15 protein-coding genes are annotated in these 16,454 nt (G+C 56.1%); 9 read left to right on the forward strand and 6 right to left on the reverse strand.

Annotated elements, in window-relative coordinates:
* Positions 1-133: 133 nt before the first annotated feature.
* The 7 genes from Pla52o_RS06780 to Pla52o_RS06815 all read left to right on the forward strand — a co-directional run bounded on the left by Pla52o_RS06780 (position 134) and on the right by Pla52o_RS06815 (position 8,207).
* Positions 134-1,588 (forward strand): pectate lyase, encoded by a 1,455-nt coding sequence (locus Pla52o_RS06780; protein WP_197169054.1) that lies wholly within the window; start codon positions 134-136, stop codon positions 1,586-1,588.
* Positions 1,589-1,847: 259 nt separating this feature from the next.
* Entirely contained in the window at positions 1,848-3,161 is a 1,314-nt protein-coding gene (locus tag Pla52o_RS06785; RefSeq protein ID WP_146593840.1) for a hypothetical protein, read from the forward strand.
* A gap of 240 nt (positions 3,162-3,401) precedes the next feature.
* Positions 3,402-4,388, forward strand: a complete 987-nt coding sequence (locus Pla52o_RS06790; protein WP_146593841.1) for a diaminopimelate dehydrogenase — start codon at positions 3,402-3,404, stop codon at positions 4,386-4,388.
* A 707-nt stretch (positions 4,389-5,095) separates the two neighbouring features.
* Positions 5,096-5,605 carry a hypothetical protein gene (locus Pla52o_RS06795; RefSeq protein WP_146593842.1) on the forward strand — a complete coding sequence of 170 codons (510 nt, stop codon included), beginning with the start codon at positions 5,096-5,098 and terminating at the stop codon, positions 5,603-5,605.
* Positions 5,606-5,844: 239 nt separating this feature from the next.
* Positions 5,845-6,618 (forward strand): EcsC family protein, encoded by a 774-nt coding sequence (locus Pla52o_RS06800; protein WP_146594121.1) that lies wholly within the window; start codon positions 5,845-5,847, stop codon positions 6,616-6,618.
* Positions 6,615-7,346: a hypothetical protein gene (locus Pla52o_RS06805; RefSeq protein ID WP_146593843.1), complete on the forward strand. Its 732-nt coding sequence runs from the start codon at positions 6,615-6,617 to the stop codon at positions 7,344-7,346. Before Pla52o_RS06800 ends, Pla52o_RS06805 begins: the two co-directional genes overlap by 4 nt.
* Positions 7,347-7,676: 330 nt before the next feature.
* Positions 7,677-8,207, forward strand: a complete 531-nt coding sequence (locus Pla52o_RS06815) for a TIGR03067 domain-containing protein (protein WP_197169056.1) — start codon at positions 7,677-7,679, stop codon at positions 8,205-8,207.
* 38 nt (positions 8,208-8,245) lie between these two features.
* On the opposite strand, the gene Pla52o_RS06820 is transcribed toward Pla52o_RS06815, so the two are convergent.
* The 4 genes from Pla52o_RS06820 to Pla52o_RS27835 form a co-directional block, all read right to left on the reverse strand.
* Positions 8,246-8,623: a hypothetical protein gene (locus tag Pla52o_RS06820; RefSeq protein WP_146593846.1), complete on the reverse strand. Its 378-nt coding sequence runs from the start codon at positions 8,621-8,623 to the stop codon at positions 8,246-8,248.
* A gap of 320 nt (positions 8,624-8,943) precedes the next feature.
* A complete protein-coding gene (locus tag Pla52o_RS06825) occupies positions 8,944-10,305 on the reverse strand; it encodes a dihydrolipoyl dehydrogenase family protein (RefSeq protein ID WP_146593847.1) in 1,362 nt (453 codons plus the stop codon).
* Complete coding sequence (locus Pla52o_RS06830) at positions 10,302-10,817, reverse strand: carboxymuconolactone decarboxylase family protein (protein ID WP_146593848.1); 516 nt, start codon at positions 10,815-10,817, stop codon at positions 10,302-10,304. The genes Pla52o_RS06825 and Pla52o_RS06830 overlap by 4 nt, the downstream gene beginning before the upstream one ends.
* A 465-nt stretch (positions 10,818-11,282) precedes the next feature.
* Positions 11,283-11,597 (reverse strand): four-helix bundle copper-binding protein, encoded by a 315-nt coding sequence (locus tag Pla52o_RS27835; RefSeq protein ID WP_146593849.1) that lies wholly within the window; start codon positions 11,595-11,597, stop codon positions 11,283-11,285.
* 986 nt (positions 11,598-12,583) lie between these two features.
* Here Pla52o_RS27835 and Pla52o_RS06840 point away from each other — a divergent pair.
* On the forward strand, positions 12,584-12,967 hold the full coding sequence (locus Pla52o_RS06840; protein ID WP_146593850.1) for a BON domain-containing protein: 384 nt from the start codon (positions 12,584-12,586) through the stop codon (positions 12,965-12,967).
* A 56-nt stretch (positions 12,968-13,023) separates the two neighbouring features.
* Positions 13,024-13,560, forward strand: a complete 537-nt coding sequence (locus Pla52o_RS06845) for a hypothetical protein (protein WP_146593851.1) — start codon at positions 13,024-13,026, stop codon at positions 13,558-13,560.
* Between the two features lie 298 nt (positions 13,561-13,858).
* Here the strand turns inward: Pla52o_RS06845 and Pla52o_RS06850 are convergent, their stop codons facing one another.
* A complete protein-coding gene (locus Pla52o_RS06850; protein WP_197169057.1) occupies positions 13,859-15,286 on the reverse strand; it encodes a Na+/H+ antiporter NhaC family protein in 1,428 nt (475 codons plus the stop codon).
* Between the two features lie 70 nt (positions 15,287-15,356).
* Positions 15,357-16,439 carry an NAD/NADP-dependent octopine/nopaline dehydrogenase family protein gene (locus Pla52o_RS06855; protein ID WP_146593853.1) on the reverse strand — a complete coding sequence of 361 codons (1,083 nt, stop codon included), beginning with the start codon at positions 16,437-16,439 and terminating at the stop codon, positions 15,357-15,359.
* Between the last annotated feature and the right edge of the window lie 15 nt (positions 16,440-16,454).

Genomic DNA, 16,454 nt, shown 5'->3' on the forward strand with positions numbered 1-16,454 from the left:
CGTAGCACGCGGGAGGAGTTTGGGGCAAAATGGGGGTAAGGAGGGGGCGTTAAGCGGTGGCGTTGATTCCAGACGAACCGGCGGCGCATCCCTTATTCCCAAAATCGGCACGGTTCATAGGCAGGCATCCCTGATGAAATTGGTTCATTATCTAAAGCCCGTTCGCACCGTACTCTTTTTGTGGTGTGCCTTGACTGTCGCTGCTGGCCATGCGGAGGAACCGTTGGGCCGCGAAAACGCCGTCAAGGCACTCCATCGCTGCGTTGAGTTCTTTCGCACCCATGCGTCGACTCACGGCGGATATGTATTCCGCATCAGCGAAGATCTTTCGCTGCGCGAAGGAGAAGTGAAGGTGGGCAACACAACCGCGTGGATCGAGCCGCCCGCCACGCCGAGTGTCGGCAATGCCTACCTCGAAGCCTATCGCTTGACATCGGATCCACTACTGTTGGACGCCGCGATGGAGACTGCAACCGCACTGCTCCGCGGCCAACTCGTCTCCGGGGGTTGGGGCGAACAAATCGAGTTTGCGTCGGACGATCGGGAACGATACGCGTACCGGTCCGATTCGGTTGATGGCACGAAGCGACGCAACACGACGACGTTCGATGACGATAAAACTCAATCGGTGATTCGCTTTTTGATGCGGTTGGATATTGCCACCGGACAAAGCGATGCTGCGATTCACGATGCCGTATTGTATGCCCTCGATGGCGTGCTCCAAAGCCAGTATCCCAACGGAGCGTGGCCTCAGCGTTACGATTCCATTCCCACGGGTGCTCCCAATCCCGTCCTAAAAGCATCGTACCCCACAACTTGGTCAAAGACCTATGTCAAGCAACCGTACGATCGCTATTACACACTCAATGACGGCACGATCGCAGATCTAATCACTACCCTGTTGGAAGCCTTTGATCTCTATCATGACGCCCGTTATTTCAACGCGGCAATCCGGGGAGGCGACTTTCTATTGCTCGCGCAAATGCCTTTACCTCAACCCGGTTGGGCTCAACAGTACAACCCACAAATGCAGCCCTCATGGGCTCGCAAATTTGAGCCGCCCGCAATCACCGGCGGCGAGTCTCAACAGGTCATGCGAACACTGCTGCTACTCTATCGCCGCTCGGCAGACGAGCGATATCGAGAGGCCGTCAAAACGGCGCTGACGTATTACGAAACGTGTCTGCGAAAGGATGGGCGTTTAGCAAGATTCTACGAACTGAAGACCAATCGTCCGCTGTACATGACACAAACGTATGAATTGTCGTATTCCGATGCTGATGTCCCAACCCACTACAGTTTCGTTGTCAAATCATCGCTGGGACGCATTCGCAGCGAACTCGAGAAAATTGAATCGACACCTCGTGATCGACTTTGGGTCCCCTCTCAGCCAAAGCCCCCAAAACAAACGGAGTCCTTGGCTGCGGAAGCGGCACGTGTCGTCGCGGAACTTGACGCACGTGGCGCCTGGGTCGAATCGGGCAAGCTCAAAAGCCACCCCGAAGCGAACGTTAAACGGATCATTTCGAGCGCCACTTTCATCCGAAATCTGAACACACTGGCAACCTACATCGCGGCCACGAACTAGATGGCCTGTCGAAACGTCTCGAACACGCGTGTATTCCGCAATGCGACGCTTTGTTGTCGCACACATCGCTAGGCACCTCGTTTTACAATCGCTGCGGCGCTCGGGGACCACCGCGCCGTGCCGCCTGCCCAATCGACCAGCGCGCGATCGACTGACCACGACGTTTCGCTTAACGCGCGTTCCGATTACAGTATTCCCCTGCGAGGCGTCCGCAATGCAATGATCGATTCATCTAGACCCGAAATCCCAGAGTTCACGAGTGTTTTTAAGTGCCTGTCCCCGCCTTTGGGGCGTCGTCCATCGCCACGTGTCGGCCATCCTGGTCTCGTTTTCGTTGATCCCCGGAGCTGCCGCCTTCGCAGTCTCGCCTAATGATTTCCAGGGCAGCGATGTAGAACGCATCAACCAGGCCATCGAGGCCGCCGCCGCGACAGGTGAACCCGTGGTGGTCCCCCGGATCAACCGCGCCGCCGATGGTGACCGCGACATTTGGTTGCTCGACTCCGCCATTTTGGTCCAGGACGGTACCTATTTGGAGTTGGAAAACTGTCACCTCAAACTCTCGGACCAATCCCGCGATAACATTATCCGCAGCGCCAACTGCGGCATGGGCATCACGGACATTCAACCCATTCGCAATGTCACGATCGTGGGCAAAGGGCGGGTAACTCTCGAAGGGGCCGACAACCCTCGATCGACGGGCGACAGCGCCAAGACCTTGGGAGTGCGTAGCTATGGCACCGACGCGGGGGTTGAAGGGGAAAGCCAGACGGGCGATTGGCGGAATATCAGCATTTTGATGGCCTATGTGGACCATTTCCGCATCGAGAATCTCTTTCTCAAAGACGCCCACGCCTGGACCATCTCGCTGGAACGTTGCGCCTACGGCGTCATCCGTGATCTCGAGTTCTCGGCGACCGAAAGCAAAGTCGTTAACGGCAAACGCGAAGTGTTTTTGAACCAGGATGGACTCGACCTGCGTCAAGGTTGCCACGACATCGACATTGCCAACATTTCCGGGCACACCGGCGACGATCTGATCGCGCTGACCAATATCGTTAATGATGCAATGGCGGCGGGCAGCCCCGATTACATCATGGTCAGCACTCCGAATAACCGCGGCGACGGCCAAGACGACATCTATAACATCACCATCCGGAACGTTCGCGGCCACACCGCCGGCGGCCATCACATCGTGCGTTTTCTTAACGCGGGCGGCCTACGAATTCACGACGTGATCTTGGACGGCTTGATCGATACTTCGACCGGACGCCGAGCCAAGGCGGCTGTTAAAATCGGTGACGCGAATCCCGCCTGGGGCGGCGTCGCGCCGCTCGGAGATACCTATCGTATTTTCATTAGCAATGTGATGAGTCGGGCTCAACACACCATTCTGATCGCGGGCTCGCTCTCAGAATCGTCTATCTCCAACGTGATCAAATACAACGCAGCCGGACGTCCGATCACCTACAAGTCGGGCTCCGATAACGTTCGCAACGTGATGGTACACAACGTGATGCCCCGGATGACGGACTCAAACGACCAATCGCAGTTGCCGCAACGGAAGCGTTGAATGCAGCTAATTTGGATGGAACGCGGCAGGCAATTGATTTTTCAAATTTGGGTTGGCCGGTAGTTCAACGATGACGGTCGTTCGCTCCGTGGCAACGTCGCCTGAGAAGTGGATCGGAAATCAGGACTGCGGGGGAAATTAGCGGCACCGCAAAACGGGCCTGGCGCACGACGTCCTCGTTCGGTAACATTCCCGGATTCAGTTTGCAATCAACCCGACCCTCTACACAGTTGAAGCGTTATGAGCGAAAGAATCCGCGTTGGAATCGTTGGATATGGAAATCTTGGCCAAGGGGTCGAAAGAGCCTTGGCGGTGAACCCTGACATGCAGCTTGTCGGAGTCTTTACGCGTCGTCCGCCTGCGACCGTAAACACGCTTAGCGACGCGGTACCGGTCCATTCAATGGAAGAGCTTGAATCCAGTGACGGCGGGATCGACCTGTTGATTCTGTGCGGCGGCTCACGCGATGATTTGCCCGTCCAGTCCCCAAAGCTGGCGGCGAAGTTTAATCTGATCGATAGTTTCGACACGCACGCTAGGATCCCCGAGCATTTCGCGGCCGTCGATGCAGCTGCGCAGGCCGCGGGAAAGACGGCGTTGATCGCTGCCGGTTGGGACCCCGGCCTGTTTTCCCTCAATCGCCTCTTTGGCGAGGCGATTCTTCCCGAAGGGGATACGCATACGTTTTGGGGACGCGGTCTAAGCCAAGGACATTCGGACGCCATTCGCCGCGTCCCGGGGGTCAAAGCAGGTGTCCAGTACACCGTTCCATCGGAGGATGCGATCGCGCGAGTGCGAGCCGGTGAGCGGCCCACGCTCTCGACACGCGAAAAGCACGAGCGTGTCTGCTATGTCGTGCTCGAGCAGGGGGCCTCTGCGGAGGAGGTATCGCAAGAAATCCAGACCATGCCTAACTATTTCGCCGATTACCACACCCGTGTGAACTTCATCAGTGAAGAGGAACTGCGCCGCGACCACACCGCGATGCCGCATGGTGGTTTTGTCATCCGCAGCGGGCCAACCGGCGAAGGTAACCGTCAATTGATCGAGTATCGTCTCACGCTGGACAGTAATCCTGAATTCACCGCGAGCGTTTTGGTCGCCTACGGTCGCGCCACTTATCGGATGAATCACCGAGGCGACGTCGGTGCTAAAACCGTCTTTGACGTTCCCCCAGGCCTGCTCTCCTCTAAACCGATGGACGAGCTTAGAAAAGAACTGCTCTAGCCGACGGTTTCTACCGTCGCTTGCCCGTGGCGGTCCTCGCGCACGCGGGAACGCTATGCGCGTTCACCGCCAATGCGGATCGCATCGCTGATGGCCAATGCGTATCGCATTCTTAATGGATCGTTGGATGCTTCGACCGCTTGGCAGCCATCTTGGTTGCCGAGCGGTCATTAAGCGAAGGCGAAAGGAATCGCTGATACGATCAGGGACGGGCGAATTCAGTTCGTGGGGCCTCAAGATTAGCTCCAGACCTTCCCTGTGTTTCTGGGAAACGGTCACTCGCGAAGAGCTTGCAGTGGTTCGGTGAACGCGGTGGTCTTTTGGCATGCCAAGACGACACTTGCACCGCATGGATGTAACCAATCTCGCAGCCCCGCAACGACTCAGCTCCCGTGAGAACGAGGACGAAGGCAAGTGCGTTGTACAACTCGCGGTTCGGGGTGTGGACGAGCCCCTTCGTTTCGATCCCTTGGTTGCTAGTCGTAACCAAGCACCGACGCTGGGATTGCGGGGAATGTTGACTCACACTGGGGACGCATTGCGAGGCACCGGTTAGTGGTGGTGTTGGGCTTGCTGAAAGGGCAAATACCGGCCCCGCTTTCTAATCCGGCACGACACGTGCTATTGATCTGCGGTTAGCTGAGGCAGATCGTCGAGCTCTTCGGTTCGCGTCTTCTGCCTCCCTTTAATACCAAGGAACAACAGTCATGTCCGACGAAAAAACAAAACGTGAGGAAGCACGCAAAGAAGTGCGTAATGAAGACCCCATCACCGGCGAAGCGGGCGCGCATCCGGTGGGCACCGGTGTCGGTGCGGCCTTAGGGGGCGCGGCTGCTGGCGCGGCCGCCGGTGCGGTGGCAGGCCCCGTGGGGACGGTGGCCGGAGCGGTGGTTGGCGCCCTCGCGGGAGGCTTGGCCGGCAAAGCGGTTGCCGAAGAGTATGACCCGACGGTGGAGGCGGCTTATTGGGAAGAGGAGCACCAGCGTCGCCCCTACTACAACGACGCCTATCAATACGACCAATATCGTCCCGCCTATCAAGCGGGCTGGGAAGCCCATGACGCCGACGTGAACGAAGATTGGGCCTCGCGTGAAGCGATCGCTCGACAACGTTGGGAGAACGAAGGGGGAGCCGAGTTCATGACGTGGGAGGACGCCCGCCCCGCCGCGATGGACGCTTACACGCGAGTGCAGACGCGCACAAACAAGCCTCGCTAATCGACGGTAACTCAGGACCCGTTTTAAGTTAGTGGCGGAGGAATTCTCGCGGTTCGCCGGTCTGGCCATGCGAACCATGCGTTTGATGATCTCCGCTACGTGGTACCATGGCCCGATGTTGTCTATTCAGGACTTTGTTACATGGGTGGGCCTCGCAAAAGGCCGTTGCTCTTCGCTAGATGGGAACGTAGAAATTGATAAACCATGCTCCAATCGATACCCCGTTGACCGCCGATGCAATGACCGAGCTTCGCGAGGCCAAGCGGGTGCTGGAACATCATGGGATCGCCGATCGCTTGACCGAACTGGTGGGCGCTCCGATTACCGCCTCGCTAAGAATGCTGCCCGACGCGGCTGAGAAAACGCTCTACGCCGCGATTGACAAGTCGCTCCGCGTCGCGCTGGATGTCGCGTTGCGAACGCTGGGAGATGATGCACTCAAAACCGGCAAACCTCGGCTATTGACTCACAAGTTGTTGGCGGGGATTACTGGAGCGGCTGGCGGAGCGTTGGGTGGAGCCACGATCGCTGCTGAACTACCGGTCTCGACGGTGCTGATCCTGCGGAGCGTCGCTGACATCGCCCGCAGCGAAGGAGAGGATTTATCAAGTGTCGAATCTCGGCTGGCGTGTCTGCAAGTGTTCGCTCTCGATCCGGGCGACAAATCGGACATCGACGACGACACCGAGATTGGTTATTTCGCAGTCCGGGCGGCAATGGCGAAACAGATTCGCGACGCGTCTCAGTACGTTTTGAAAAACGGCGTGGCGGACACGTCCGCGCCCGCACTTGTCAAGTTGATGGCTCAGATTGGTAAGCGATTTGGCGTCGTCGTCAGTGAGAAAATCGCGGCTCAAGCGATTCCCGTGATCGGGGCGATCGGTGGGGCGCTGATCAACAGCTACTTTATCGATCATTACCAAGATCTCGCACGTGCTCACTTTGCGATCCGACGTTTGGAACGAACGCACGGTGAAGCGACCGTGCGCGAAGCCTACGGGAAACTGGCGTGATCCCCGATTATCCCAATGAATCTAACGTGCTCGTGGTGTCCTACATCACGATTCGACGAGCGATCGGCGTCAGTGGTCTGTTGTTGCCGATGATGTTGGGGCCAGGTGGATGGTTGTTCGGGGTCCCCTTTCAAGACAATATGAGCAGTTACTACCATACCCCGATGCGTGACATCTTTGTCGGGACGCTGTTCGCGATCGGCATTTTTTTATTCTGCTATCGTGGCTACGATCGGGTCGAAAATTGGACTGCGAATCTTGGTTGCGTTTCGGCCCTCGGTGTGGCACTTTTTCCGCTGGACTTCAACAGCGACCCCTTGATTCAAAAGTCATTGACCGGTTACCTGCATACGTTTAGCGGCGGTGTGTTCTTTTCAACACTCGCGTTTTACTCGCTGTATCACTTCCCTCGTGATTCACAACGTGAGGCCGAACCACACCAACGAGAACGCCGTTGGATCTATCAGATGAGCGGCGTGATGATCCTTTTGACGCTGTTCGCAATGGGGGGCTATTTGTTCCTGTTGGATAGCCCGTGGAAACAAAAACTTAACGCCTACAACTTTCTGTTTTGGATGGAATGGGTCGCGGTTTGGTCGTTCGCTGCCGCTTGGTTGGCGAAAGGACGTACCATTATCGCTGAGATCGCCGTCGACGTATTGGCGTATTCGGCACAGTTGGTACTGAAGCGACATCCGGAATCCGACGCTCCATTCACGCGTGAGTAGCGTTGCGAACTCGGTTCGCAGCCCCACGCTGCGTTGTCGCGACTAACAAGGGGACCGTGAAGCGTAAAGCGGCGGCGGACAAGGGGCGGATTCGGTTGATGCTTTCGCCCCCGGCATGGTTGCTGGCTGGCCACACATAGCGAGTTTCCAAGACGCCCTTGCGGCTAATCATTGCGTTGATGTGCGCCGTGAATTCTCTACGTGGTCTTGAAACGCTATCGTGATTGCTTAGCTCCGAATTCGGAGTTGCGGACGGCGGATATATCAGTTGCCTTTGGTACATGAGTTGCTTTACGTAGGTTTGCTTGAAACACCTACTAGGAGACAATGATGAATGCCAAGCTCAAGTTAATGTCAGTCGCTGCAATGGTGCTGATGCTCCAGCCAGCGGTGGCGGACGATCATCGCGCCGACGCAACCACCGAGAAGCTTCAAGGACAATGGGAGATTATCGGCGGCGTGAATCAGGGACGCGAATTGACGAACGCAGAAGTCGCGGGAACCTATGTGACGATTACTACCAATTCCATCGTCACCTATGACCGTAGCCAACAAGAGAAGTTCCGCGCCGTCTTTACCCTCGATGAATCCAAACAACCGATTCAGATCACGATGACCAACATCGCCAAGAACGCTCCGGCTCGCAAAGGCATTGCCGGTGAAACGCCTGATACAGTGATGGCATCAGGGATTCTAAAGTTTGAGGGCAAGGACAAGTGGACGCTGTGCTACGCACTCCCGGGCGAGGAGCGTCCGACTCAGTTCGCATCACCTAGTGGAAGCCGAATCATGCTATTTCACATGCAGAAAAAACAAGGCGATCCGGTGCCTAAGTTATCAAAGACTCACCCGGCCAAGTAACGGTCTGTTAAAAAAAATGCTCGCCCGAACACTGCGATTCAGTGACCGGGCGAGCTTGACGGTGCCACCGTTGGCGCGTTTTCGAATTCGTCGGCAATGACGTCGGCTTCTGATTCAATTCGATCCGCCAGTTGTTCCCCGTCGCGCTCAACCTGGTCAGCTAAGGCCTCTCCCTCGACTTCGATGCGGTCCGCCATCTGCTCTAGTTCCCGAGACGGTTTGTCGGTGCGTTCACGCGTTTGTTCGGCCAGTATCTCAATTCCCTTGCGCGTTCTTTCGGCTTTCAACTCTGCCTCACTACGGACATCGTCAGCAACTTGCGATGCCGTATCGCGAACGGTCTTGGCAGCGGGGTCCGTTGACGAAGGCGAACATCCTATCGACGCCACCAAGATCGCAACTGCGACGTATGTCATCACGATTCGTATGGTCATCACTCTCACACGGTCGGCGGTAAATAGCATCGGTTGTTTCCTTTATTTATTTTTTCCAACGGCGACGAGGATCCTATGGTAAACCAACACTTTCGGTCAGACGGTTTCCCCGTAAAGGTTCCATGTCGATCTGGTTTCGCCAACGCTCGGTCCACTGGCACTACCGCAACGGGCCGTTAACGTCGTGCGAATTGCAGGGCGGCTTGGTTCCGGTTCACGCATAGGAACGCCGCGGATCGTACCGATTTGCAGTCGACCAATGCGACCATCGCGATGCTACGGAGATCCTTCGGCAACGTTCGCTAAACCATCCGCCGCACATCCGATGCAAATGTCGGGAACGCGAATAACGTTGCTTTGATGTCGGTCGCGGTCAGGCCGTATTTCATGGCAAGGGCGAACAAGTTGATCGTCTCTTCGGATGCGGGGCCGAGCAAATGGGCTCCGAGAATCTTATCCGTGTCTTTATCGACAAGGATTTTATACCCCGCGCACCGCTGCCCCGTTTTGCGTACGCTGCCCCAGGACGATGTGTTGTCATGCCGCACGTCGACGTTGTAGGATGCTTCCGCGTCTTGCTGTGACATGCCGATCGCGGCAATCGAGGGAACCGTGAACGCAACTTGCGGAATGACTCCGTACTGGGGTTGAGCTGAAGGATTCTCGGCAAACAGATTTTTCACAACGATGCGGGCCTCTTCGTTTGCCGTGGGCGTCAAACGTGGTTTACCGGTGTCGGCGCAATCGCCAGCAGCGTAGACGATTGGGTTGCTAACGCTGCGCATGCAATCGTCAACCCGGATACCCTTATCGCCAAAATCGATCCCCCCCAATTCCAGGTTCATACCGTCGAGGTTGGGAACTCGGCCCGCCCCGTGAACGACCAAGTCGGCTTCCACCGACCGGGATTGATCCGATTTCTCGTACTGCACGATCACCGATCGTCCGTCCGAGGCGTCTTCAATCGCGGTGACTGTCGAGGAGGTGTGGGTCTGGATCCCATGCTGGGCCGAGTACTGGACCAATTGAGCAACCAAGTCGGGATCGAACGGAGTGAGAACCTGCTGGCCACGTTGTAGCACCGTCACCGAGGCGCCGAAGCGAGCGGCAACGCAGGCGAATTCCATCGAGACGTAGCCGCCGCCGATGAAAGTGACCCGCTCGGGCATCTCCACTAACTCGAGGAAATCGTCGCTTCGAATCGCTCGCGTTTCACCAGGCAAATCGAGCGGTCGAGGCGCGGCTCCAACGCCAATAAAAATGCGTTCGGCGGTCAATGATTCGCCGTTAACCAAGACGGTATTCCAATCGCCGAAGGAGGCATGGCCGTGAAACGTCGCGATCCCTAGCTCGGCGTACGATGGCTCCGATTTCTCTATAACCGGTTGCGTGAATTCACGTTTGAAGGCATGGAGTTTCTGCCAATCAATGCGCACGCCATCAAACTCGATCAACTTGCCTTTCGCTCCCCAGGCTCGGTCGTACAAGTCGGCTGCGTTGGCATACACTTTTTTGGGGTTACAACCGCGCAGGGCACAGGTTCCCCCGAACTCCCGCGATTCAAGGATTGCGACTCGTTTGCCCTCGGAACGAGTCTTCTTCGCGACGGTCGACGCGGAGGGGCCGGTGCCGATCACGATCAGGTCGAAGTGCGAATCGTTCATGGCAATTCAATCTCCAGTCCATGATTGATCCGATTGGTGAAATTTGCCAATGCGACCGTCGCCGCCAAGGTTACCAATTGGGTGTCGTCGAGGAACTCTTTTAATTTTGCGACCGTGTGGGGGTCCACTTTCGCGGTCTTGGTCAGTTGTTCGGCATACGCCAACACCGTCTTCTCCTGATCGCTAAACGCATCACTGTGATTGTAATTATCGATGGACGCGATTTGCTCATCGGTGGCCCCGGCTTGCTTGGCGGCCCCCTTGTGGTAGTGAGCGCAATACTCACAACCATTGACTTGCGAGGACTTGTAGTACGCAAGTTCACGCAGCAATTCGGGCAAATCGTTACGGATGCCGTCATTGATCTGCGTGGTTCCGCCGAGCACGTCCGGCTGGTAGGCGAGCGTGCTGAAGATGTTCAACGATTGACCAAACTTTTCTTCAATCGCTTTTAGAATGGGTTGAGAATCGGCTGGAGCGTCGGAGGTTTTCAGCGGCAGTACGTGTGGCATTAGTGGACCTCTGGAGCATTGATGGAAGTAAGCGTTTTTATTCGGTTCGGCGGTCACGAGGATTTCGCTACAGCCAAGGATGATGCCCAAGTATGCACTTCCTGTGCCGCAGTGATCTGAGCAAGCTTGCCTCGATATCTCGTAAGCCGACGCGTCAGCAAGTAAACCTTACGGTCGACTCGGTTTCTCGCTGACGCTTCGGGTTATAAACTTGATTCCGAATCGAGATGCGTAAGCGGTAACGATTTGTTGCCGCAGCGGTTTCCACGTTCCCCGGCCGTTCAGATGCATTACCAGGGCTACAACCGCTTTGCCTTGAATCGACTGGCTTAGCATCCTTTAGGGGGCAACCCCGCCGCGCACGTGGGGCAGCGTCGAATCAGACCATCGCCCGGAACAGCGTGTCCCCGATGAGTCGAGGGGCATCGAATCGCAAGCATGGTATTCCCATGTTTCGCGTGGCATTTAGGCCGCCATCGAACGACATGTTTCCACGCAAGCACGGCATGCTTCGGCGCACTTTTGACAATGTTCATGATCGTGCGCCTCGCATTGCGTCGCGCACCACTCGCAGGCGTCGGCACACAATCCACAGATCGCAGACGAAAACCGGCTTCCACGAGCCGTCGCCTGCGCGCAGAGCAGACAAATGTCGATACACTCGCGACAACACGTAGGGCAATCGTTGTCACTGCTCCTACCGATCATCGCATTTAGACAACGCTCACAGGCAATCGCACAACGTTGACACGCTTCAATGCATTGGTCGTGGGTACTCATCTTTCATTTCTCCAATTAAAGGGGGTAGCGATAGTTAGGGGGGTGATCGGGTAAATGGCTTCATCGAACGAGGGCGACCGTTGCAAGCCCACCGAAGTTCATCGATCGAATCCGCACGTTCACCCATCCGCTGGGATCGTCCGCAACCGTGTTTCGAGCGATCAAGATGATCGATTCGAAGTCAGCATGAACTTGCGTCTAACTGAAGGATTCGCGATCTCCACGGCGTGTTAACGAGTGAATGCTTCAACGAATTTCGCCATGGTCACCTGACTCGAACAGCGGATCGATTGCAGCGGAGATTCTCGGCGGCTGCTCACGCCACGCGGGCGTGATCGCTCAGACGTCATCGAGTCCGCTTTGCAGTCAATGGCAAACTTCGCATTCAGGATCGCCCGCCGCAGCCCCGCCAATCCCGAGTCCTTTCGAATGACAGCAAGCTTTGTAGCCAAATTAGCGGCAACTGGCGTGCCAACACCTGACGGCTTCACGCTCCGCGAGTTGCTAAATGTCGATCCCCAGGGCCCTTGAGTGAGTAGGGTGCCTATGAATGAGTAGGGGAGCCTTGAGTGAGTGGGATGTTTCGAGCATGAATTCATCGATCGCTTTTGCGTCGAGTTGTCATTCGCAGAGGAGGAAACTCGATCGCGTAAGCCGCAATATCACGCTCGCAATCTCACGCATCATCCACGGAGGATCATCGAAGCGCCGGATCAATTCTGCGCACCAAGAAACGGGTCTCCCCATCGAGAAACGGGGATTGATCGCTTCGGTCAGAGATGGGTGTATCCGAATCGAGCGAAATCGCCGGCCCAATGCGGATCTCGATTTCGAAAAAAGTTTGGTCCGAGAAATGCATTGCTATGGGGACGGTTCTTCGATCGAAGAATCCACGAACACCCCTGCGGCCAAGAAGGACTCTTAGAACTTCTTTCGCCACAACGTCGACGTGAACCAAGGTTAGTCTTTTGTTGAGGAGCTTGGTAATGAAAATGAAGTTTGTAATCGTTGGCGTGTGTGTCCTGCTGTGCGGATGTCGTAGCGAGTCGAGCTCGCCTACGACGGTGGGTGTGGACCGAGATAACACAGCGGTCAACGAACGCGACGCCGGCGAAGCATCCATTACGCCGATGGATCAGTCCAACGCGCCGGAGGACATCGATCAAGTCGCAACGATTCGCTCGGAGGTACTCGAGATTGACGGTTTATCGATCAATGGGCGGAACGTGAAAATCATCACGGACCGAGGCAAGGTCGTGCTTCGCGGTCCGGTCGCGTCCGAAACGGAACGCGACTCGATTGCCGAAGTCGCCAAACGCATTGCCGGCGAAGGCAATGTGAACAATTTGCTTGAAGTTGAGAAAGAATAACCGCTCTGCTGTCCCCAAAAAAAGACATCCAACCCTTTGAAACGATAGGTGAAAAAATGAATCACGAACATTCACACGATCAAGCCGTTTTCTGTATCGCCGACAATCGGCTCGAAGCCATCGCGATTGCCGAAGGACTGCGTGCCGCCGGATTTCGAGAGTCAGAGATCTCGTTTGTAATGGCCGACGGCGACGATGGAGCTGAGATCGTCATGGAAGGTAACACGAAAATGCCCGAAGGAGCGACCACCGGAGCTGGCAGCGGGTTGTTGCTCGGCGGTGCCCTTGGCTGGGCCGTCGGAATCGGTGCGTTGGCAATCCCAGGCCTCGGGCCGTTTATTGCCGCGGGACCAATCATGGCTGCCCTCGGAGGTGCCGCGATTGGCTCGGCAGCAGGCGGACTCACAGGCGGTTTGATCGGTTTGGGCTTCTCCGAATATGAAGCCAAAGAATACGAAGGGCATCTCAAGGAGGGACGAGCCTTGATTTCGGTTCGCGTCGAAAACAGTGAAGAAGTGGAGCGGGCAAAAGAGATCTACAACCAAGCGGGAGCCGAACACATCTCGGTCAAAGGCGTTGCCTCGGTGAACTGAGAAAACGGCCAGGACGAAACAACTAGAACGACAAGGCAGAATCATGGACGCCTTGTCGAGTTCGTTGATCGGGTCCCTGCTTCCCATCTTACTGCTGATGCGGTGCGTCGCGACTACTTGGTTGGCCGCTGACGGTATCAACACGCCCCGGGTTTGGTTTGCCACCCGGGGCGGTTATGCGTAACGTCGCGGGAGTCCCCTTGTGAGGAGTGGCGACCAGCGTCGGCGGCCCCCCTAGGAAACATCGGAGGGATGGATACAAAAGTCATCCTTGGCGTCGCTGATTTCGGCAGCTCGTTTAAATCGCTGCTATCAAGTAATCCCCGAGAAGTAGATAGGCTGCTCCAGCGATGGTTGCGGTTAACAACGCGTAGGGAAGTTGTGTGGTAACGTGATCCATGTGATCGGCGCCCGCGCCAAACGACGCCAAGCTAGTGGTATCGGAGATCGGCGAACAGTGATCGCCAAACAACGCGCCTCCGGTCAGCGCCCCGATCGTCAACAGCACACTGTCGGAAACGAGATCACCCGACAACGAAAGCGATAGCGGCATCACAAACGGGGTCATGATGGCGTAGGTTCCCCAGGACGTGCCTGTGAAAAATGAAATCACCGCCGCCGTGCCAAACGTGACGAGCGGCAACAAGCTGGTTGTCATCCACGGCCCGACGGTCGAGAGCACGAACTGGGGAGCGCCTAACGACTTTGAGATCGAGTTGATGCAATACGCAGCGGCCAAAATCAAGACCGCTGGCAGAACGGCTTTCATACCACTGAGCGCGACCGACATGCCGTCTTTGACACTGGAGAAATGTTTGCCAACCGCCATCGCAATCGCCATATAAAGGATTGCCGCGAGAAAAGCCTCCAGCACCATCGTCGATCCGGTAAACCAAAACGTCCCCAACGAGATGCAAACAATCATCAGATTCGGTACCAGGAAAAAGAGGACCAGGCTGGGAGCGCCACGATCGCTAGGTGGGATCATGTCGAATTCGATCCCCGTCAATGGCGTCGCTCCGTCACGGAGCACTTTGCCCGTTGTTTGAGCTCGCCGCTCGGCTTTTCGCATCGGGCCGAAGTTTGGGAAAATCCGGAATGCGATCAACCCCGCCATGATCACGGTTAACCAGCCGTAGATGTTGTAGGGGATCGACTGAATGAACACCGTCATGCCTTGTTCGGCCGTATCGACCGGCCCATAACCTTGAAGCAGGGCGGCGATATAAACCGCCCATCCGCTGATCGGGATCAACGTACAGATCGGGGCGCTCCCGGAATCGAGGATATAGGCGAGCATCTCTCGCGATACTTTGTGTCGATCCGTTAGCGGACGGGTGATCGGGCCGCTAAACAAGGGACTGAAGTAATCGCTGAAGAACACACAACCACCCAAGATCCAAGCAAAGCCGGTCGCCGCCCGCGGCGATCGGACTTTCTGCAGCGCCCAAGCAGTAAACGCCTGCATCGCCCCGACGCGGATGTAAAACGCAATCAGCATGCCGACCGACAACTCGATCAGCATGACCCAGATAAAGTCATCGTTTCCAAGCGATGTCCGCAGCAGATGGGCCAACCCTGTAATTGGGTCGTAACCCGCCAAAACGACGCCGACGATGCATCCGAACAACAGCGACAAGACTGCATCTTTCAGGGCAAACGCGACGGCCAATGCCACCACCACAGGCAGCAACGACAAAAATCCGATCTCTACTTCAGTACCCACAGGTCGGTTGCCTTTCATTCAGTGCATTCTGGTTCCGAATCCGCGCACGATAGGCGGAAATTGCTTCGAACTACGCCAACGTCTGCGATAGTTGCTCCGCCGAATGCTCCCCTAATCCGTAGCGACTCATGGTCCGTGGCGCCTCGGACAAATAGTCACGTTCCATCAGCACCGAAACGATCCGAATCAGTGCTGTGATGTTGGAAACATCGACATCCAATTGTTCTCCCAACGACTTCAGAAAGACCAATCCGAAGCCCACGTCTTCTTGGAAGTAGCGGTTGTCTAGTTTTTGTTGGGCCTTGATACCGGCAAATCCCCTGGCGGTTGAGAAGCCTTCGTCATAGTTAGCAACCTGCATGTAGCCTTGCTGACAACCAAGTTCCGGATCCGGGATGATCTGCAGCCCTAACTTGCTACCGATCGCAATCCGCTCTTTGTCGATTGCGGCCATCAAGCGACCGACCGCTGGGGTGACTCCCTCTTCGTAGAAAAAGAAGTCGCCGCCGGTCCGTTCGATCAGGGCCGCGTTCAACAAAGTGACCGCAGGGTGAATAACCGGGTTACCGTTCTGCAAACTGGTCTGCAATACGTTGGTCGCCGGTGCGATGCACGGATAGACATCGTGGATTTGATTCAGCACCTCGAGCGTGTTCTTCGCAGGATAGGCCGCCAAGAAGACTCCCGCTTGTAGTTTGAGAAAGACACGGATTTTCCCAGGTTCCGTGATTCGCACGGCGTACGGTAACGTGGACGTTTCGGCAACAATGATCCCGCCATTTTCAAGATCGATCTCGGCCGCTTTGACGAATTCAAAGCTGCCGCCACAGGAGCTCGGACAGATCACAACCGTTTGTCCGGATCGCAAGTGCGGTTTGCACGCTTCGGCGAACGGTTGAGTGCTGTACGCGGGACCCACGGCAAAGATCATCTCCGCCCCCTCTAGCACATGGGCGATATCCGAGCCGGCGTATTCCACCGCCGCGAACCCCGTCAATTGACCTTCAGAATGAATGCCGCCGTTTTTGCTGATCGCGGTCGTGTTTTCAGTAAACTGTTCAAAGTCAAACAGCCGCACCGTGTGACCATGTTGAGCAAAATCGAAGGCCATGGCACAGCCGCCGTTTCCCGATCCCAAAATTGCGATTTGCATGTGATTTCCTCTTTC

Source organism: Novipirellula galeiformis (assembly GCF_007860095.1).
GTDB lineage: Bacteria > Planctomycetota > Planctomycetia > Pirellulales > Pirellulaceae > Novipirellula > Novipirellula galeiformis.

What these genes read in the sequence shown, in the direction of transcription:
- Pla52o_RS06780 (WP_197169054.1), top strand. Translation starts at nt 134, where the DNA reads ATGAAATTGGTTCATTATCTAAAGCCCGTTCGCACCGTACTCTTTTTG.
- Pla52o_RS06790 (WP_146593841.1), top strand. Translation starts at nt 3,402, where the DNA reads ATGAGCGAAAGAATCCGCGTTGGAATCGTTGGATATGGAAATCTTGGC.
- Pla52o_RS06795 (WP_146593842.1), top strand. Translation starts at nt 5,096, where the DNA reads ATGTCCGACGAAAAAACAAAACGTGAGGAAGCACGCAAAGAAGTGCGT.
- Pla52o_RS06800 (WP_146594121.1), top strand. Translation starts at nt 5,845, where the DNA reads ATGACCGAGCTTCGCGAGGCCAAGCGGGTGCTGGAACATCATGGGATC.
- Pla52o_RS06815 (WP_197169056.1), top strand. Translation starts at nt 7,677, where the DNA reads ATGAATGCCAAGCTCAAGTTAATGTCAGTCGCTGCAATGGTGCTGATG.
- Pla52o_RS06820 (WP_146593846.1), bottom strand. Translation starts at nt 8,623, where the DNA reads ATGACATACGTCGCAGTTGCGATCTTGGTGGCGTCGATAGGATGTTCG.
- Pla52o_RS06825 (WP_146593847.1), bottom strand. Translation starts at nt 10,305, where the DNA reads ATGAACGATTCGCACTTCGACCTGATCGTGATCGGCACCGGCCCCTCC.
- Pla52o_RS06830 (WP_146593848.1), bottom strand. Translation starts at nt 10,817, where the DNA reads ATGCCACACGTACTGCCGCTGAAAACCTCCGACGCTCCAGCCGATTCT.
- Pla52o_RS27835 (WP_146593849.1), bottom strand. Translation starts at nt 11,597, where the DNA reads ATGAGTACCCACGACCAATGCATTGAAGCGTGTCAACGTTGTGCGATT.
- Pla52o_RS06840 (WP_146593850.1), top strand. Translation starts at nt 12,584, where the DNA reads ATGAAAATGAAGTTTGTAATCGTTGGCGTGTGTGTCCTGCTGTGCGGA.
- Pla52o_RS06845 (WP_146593851.1), top strand. Translation starts at nt 13,024, where the DNA reads ATGAATCACGAACATTCACACGATCAAGCCGTTTTCTGTATCGCCGAC.
- Pla52o_RS06855 (WP_146593853.1), bottom strand. Translation starts at nt 16,439, where the DNA reads ATGCAAATCGCAATTTTGGGATCGGGAAACGGCGGCTGTGCCATGGCC.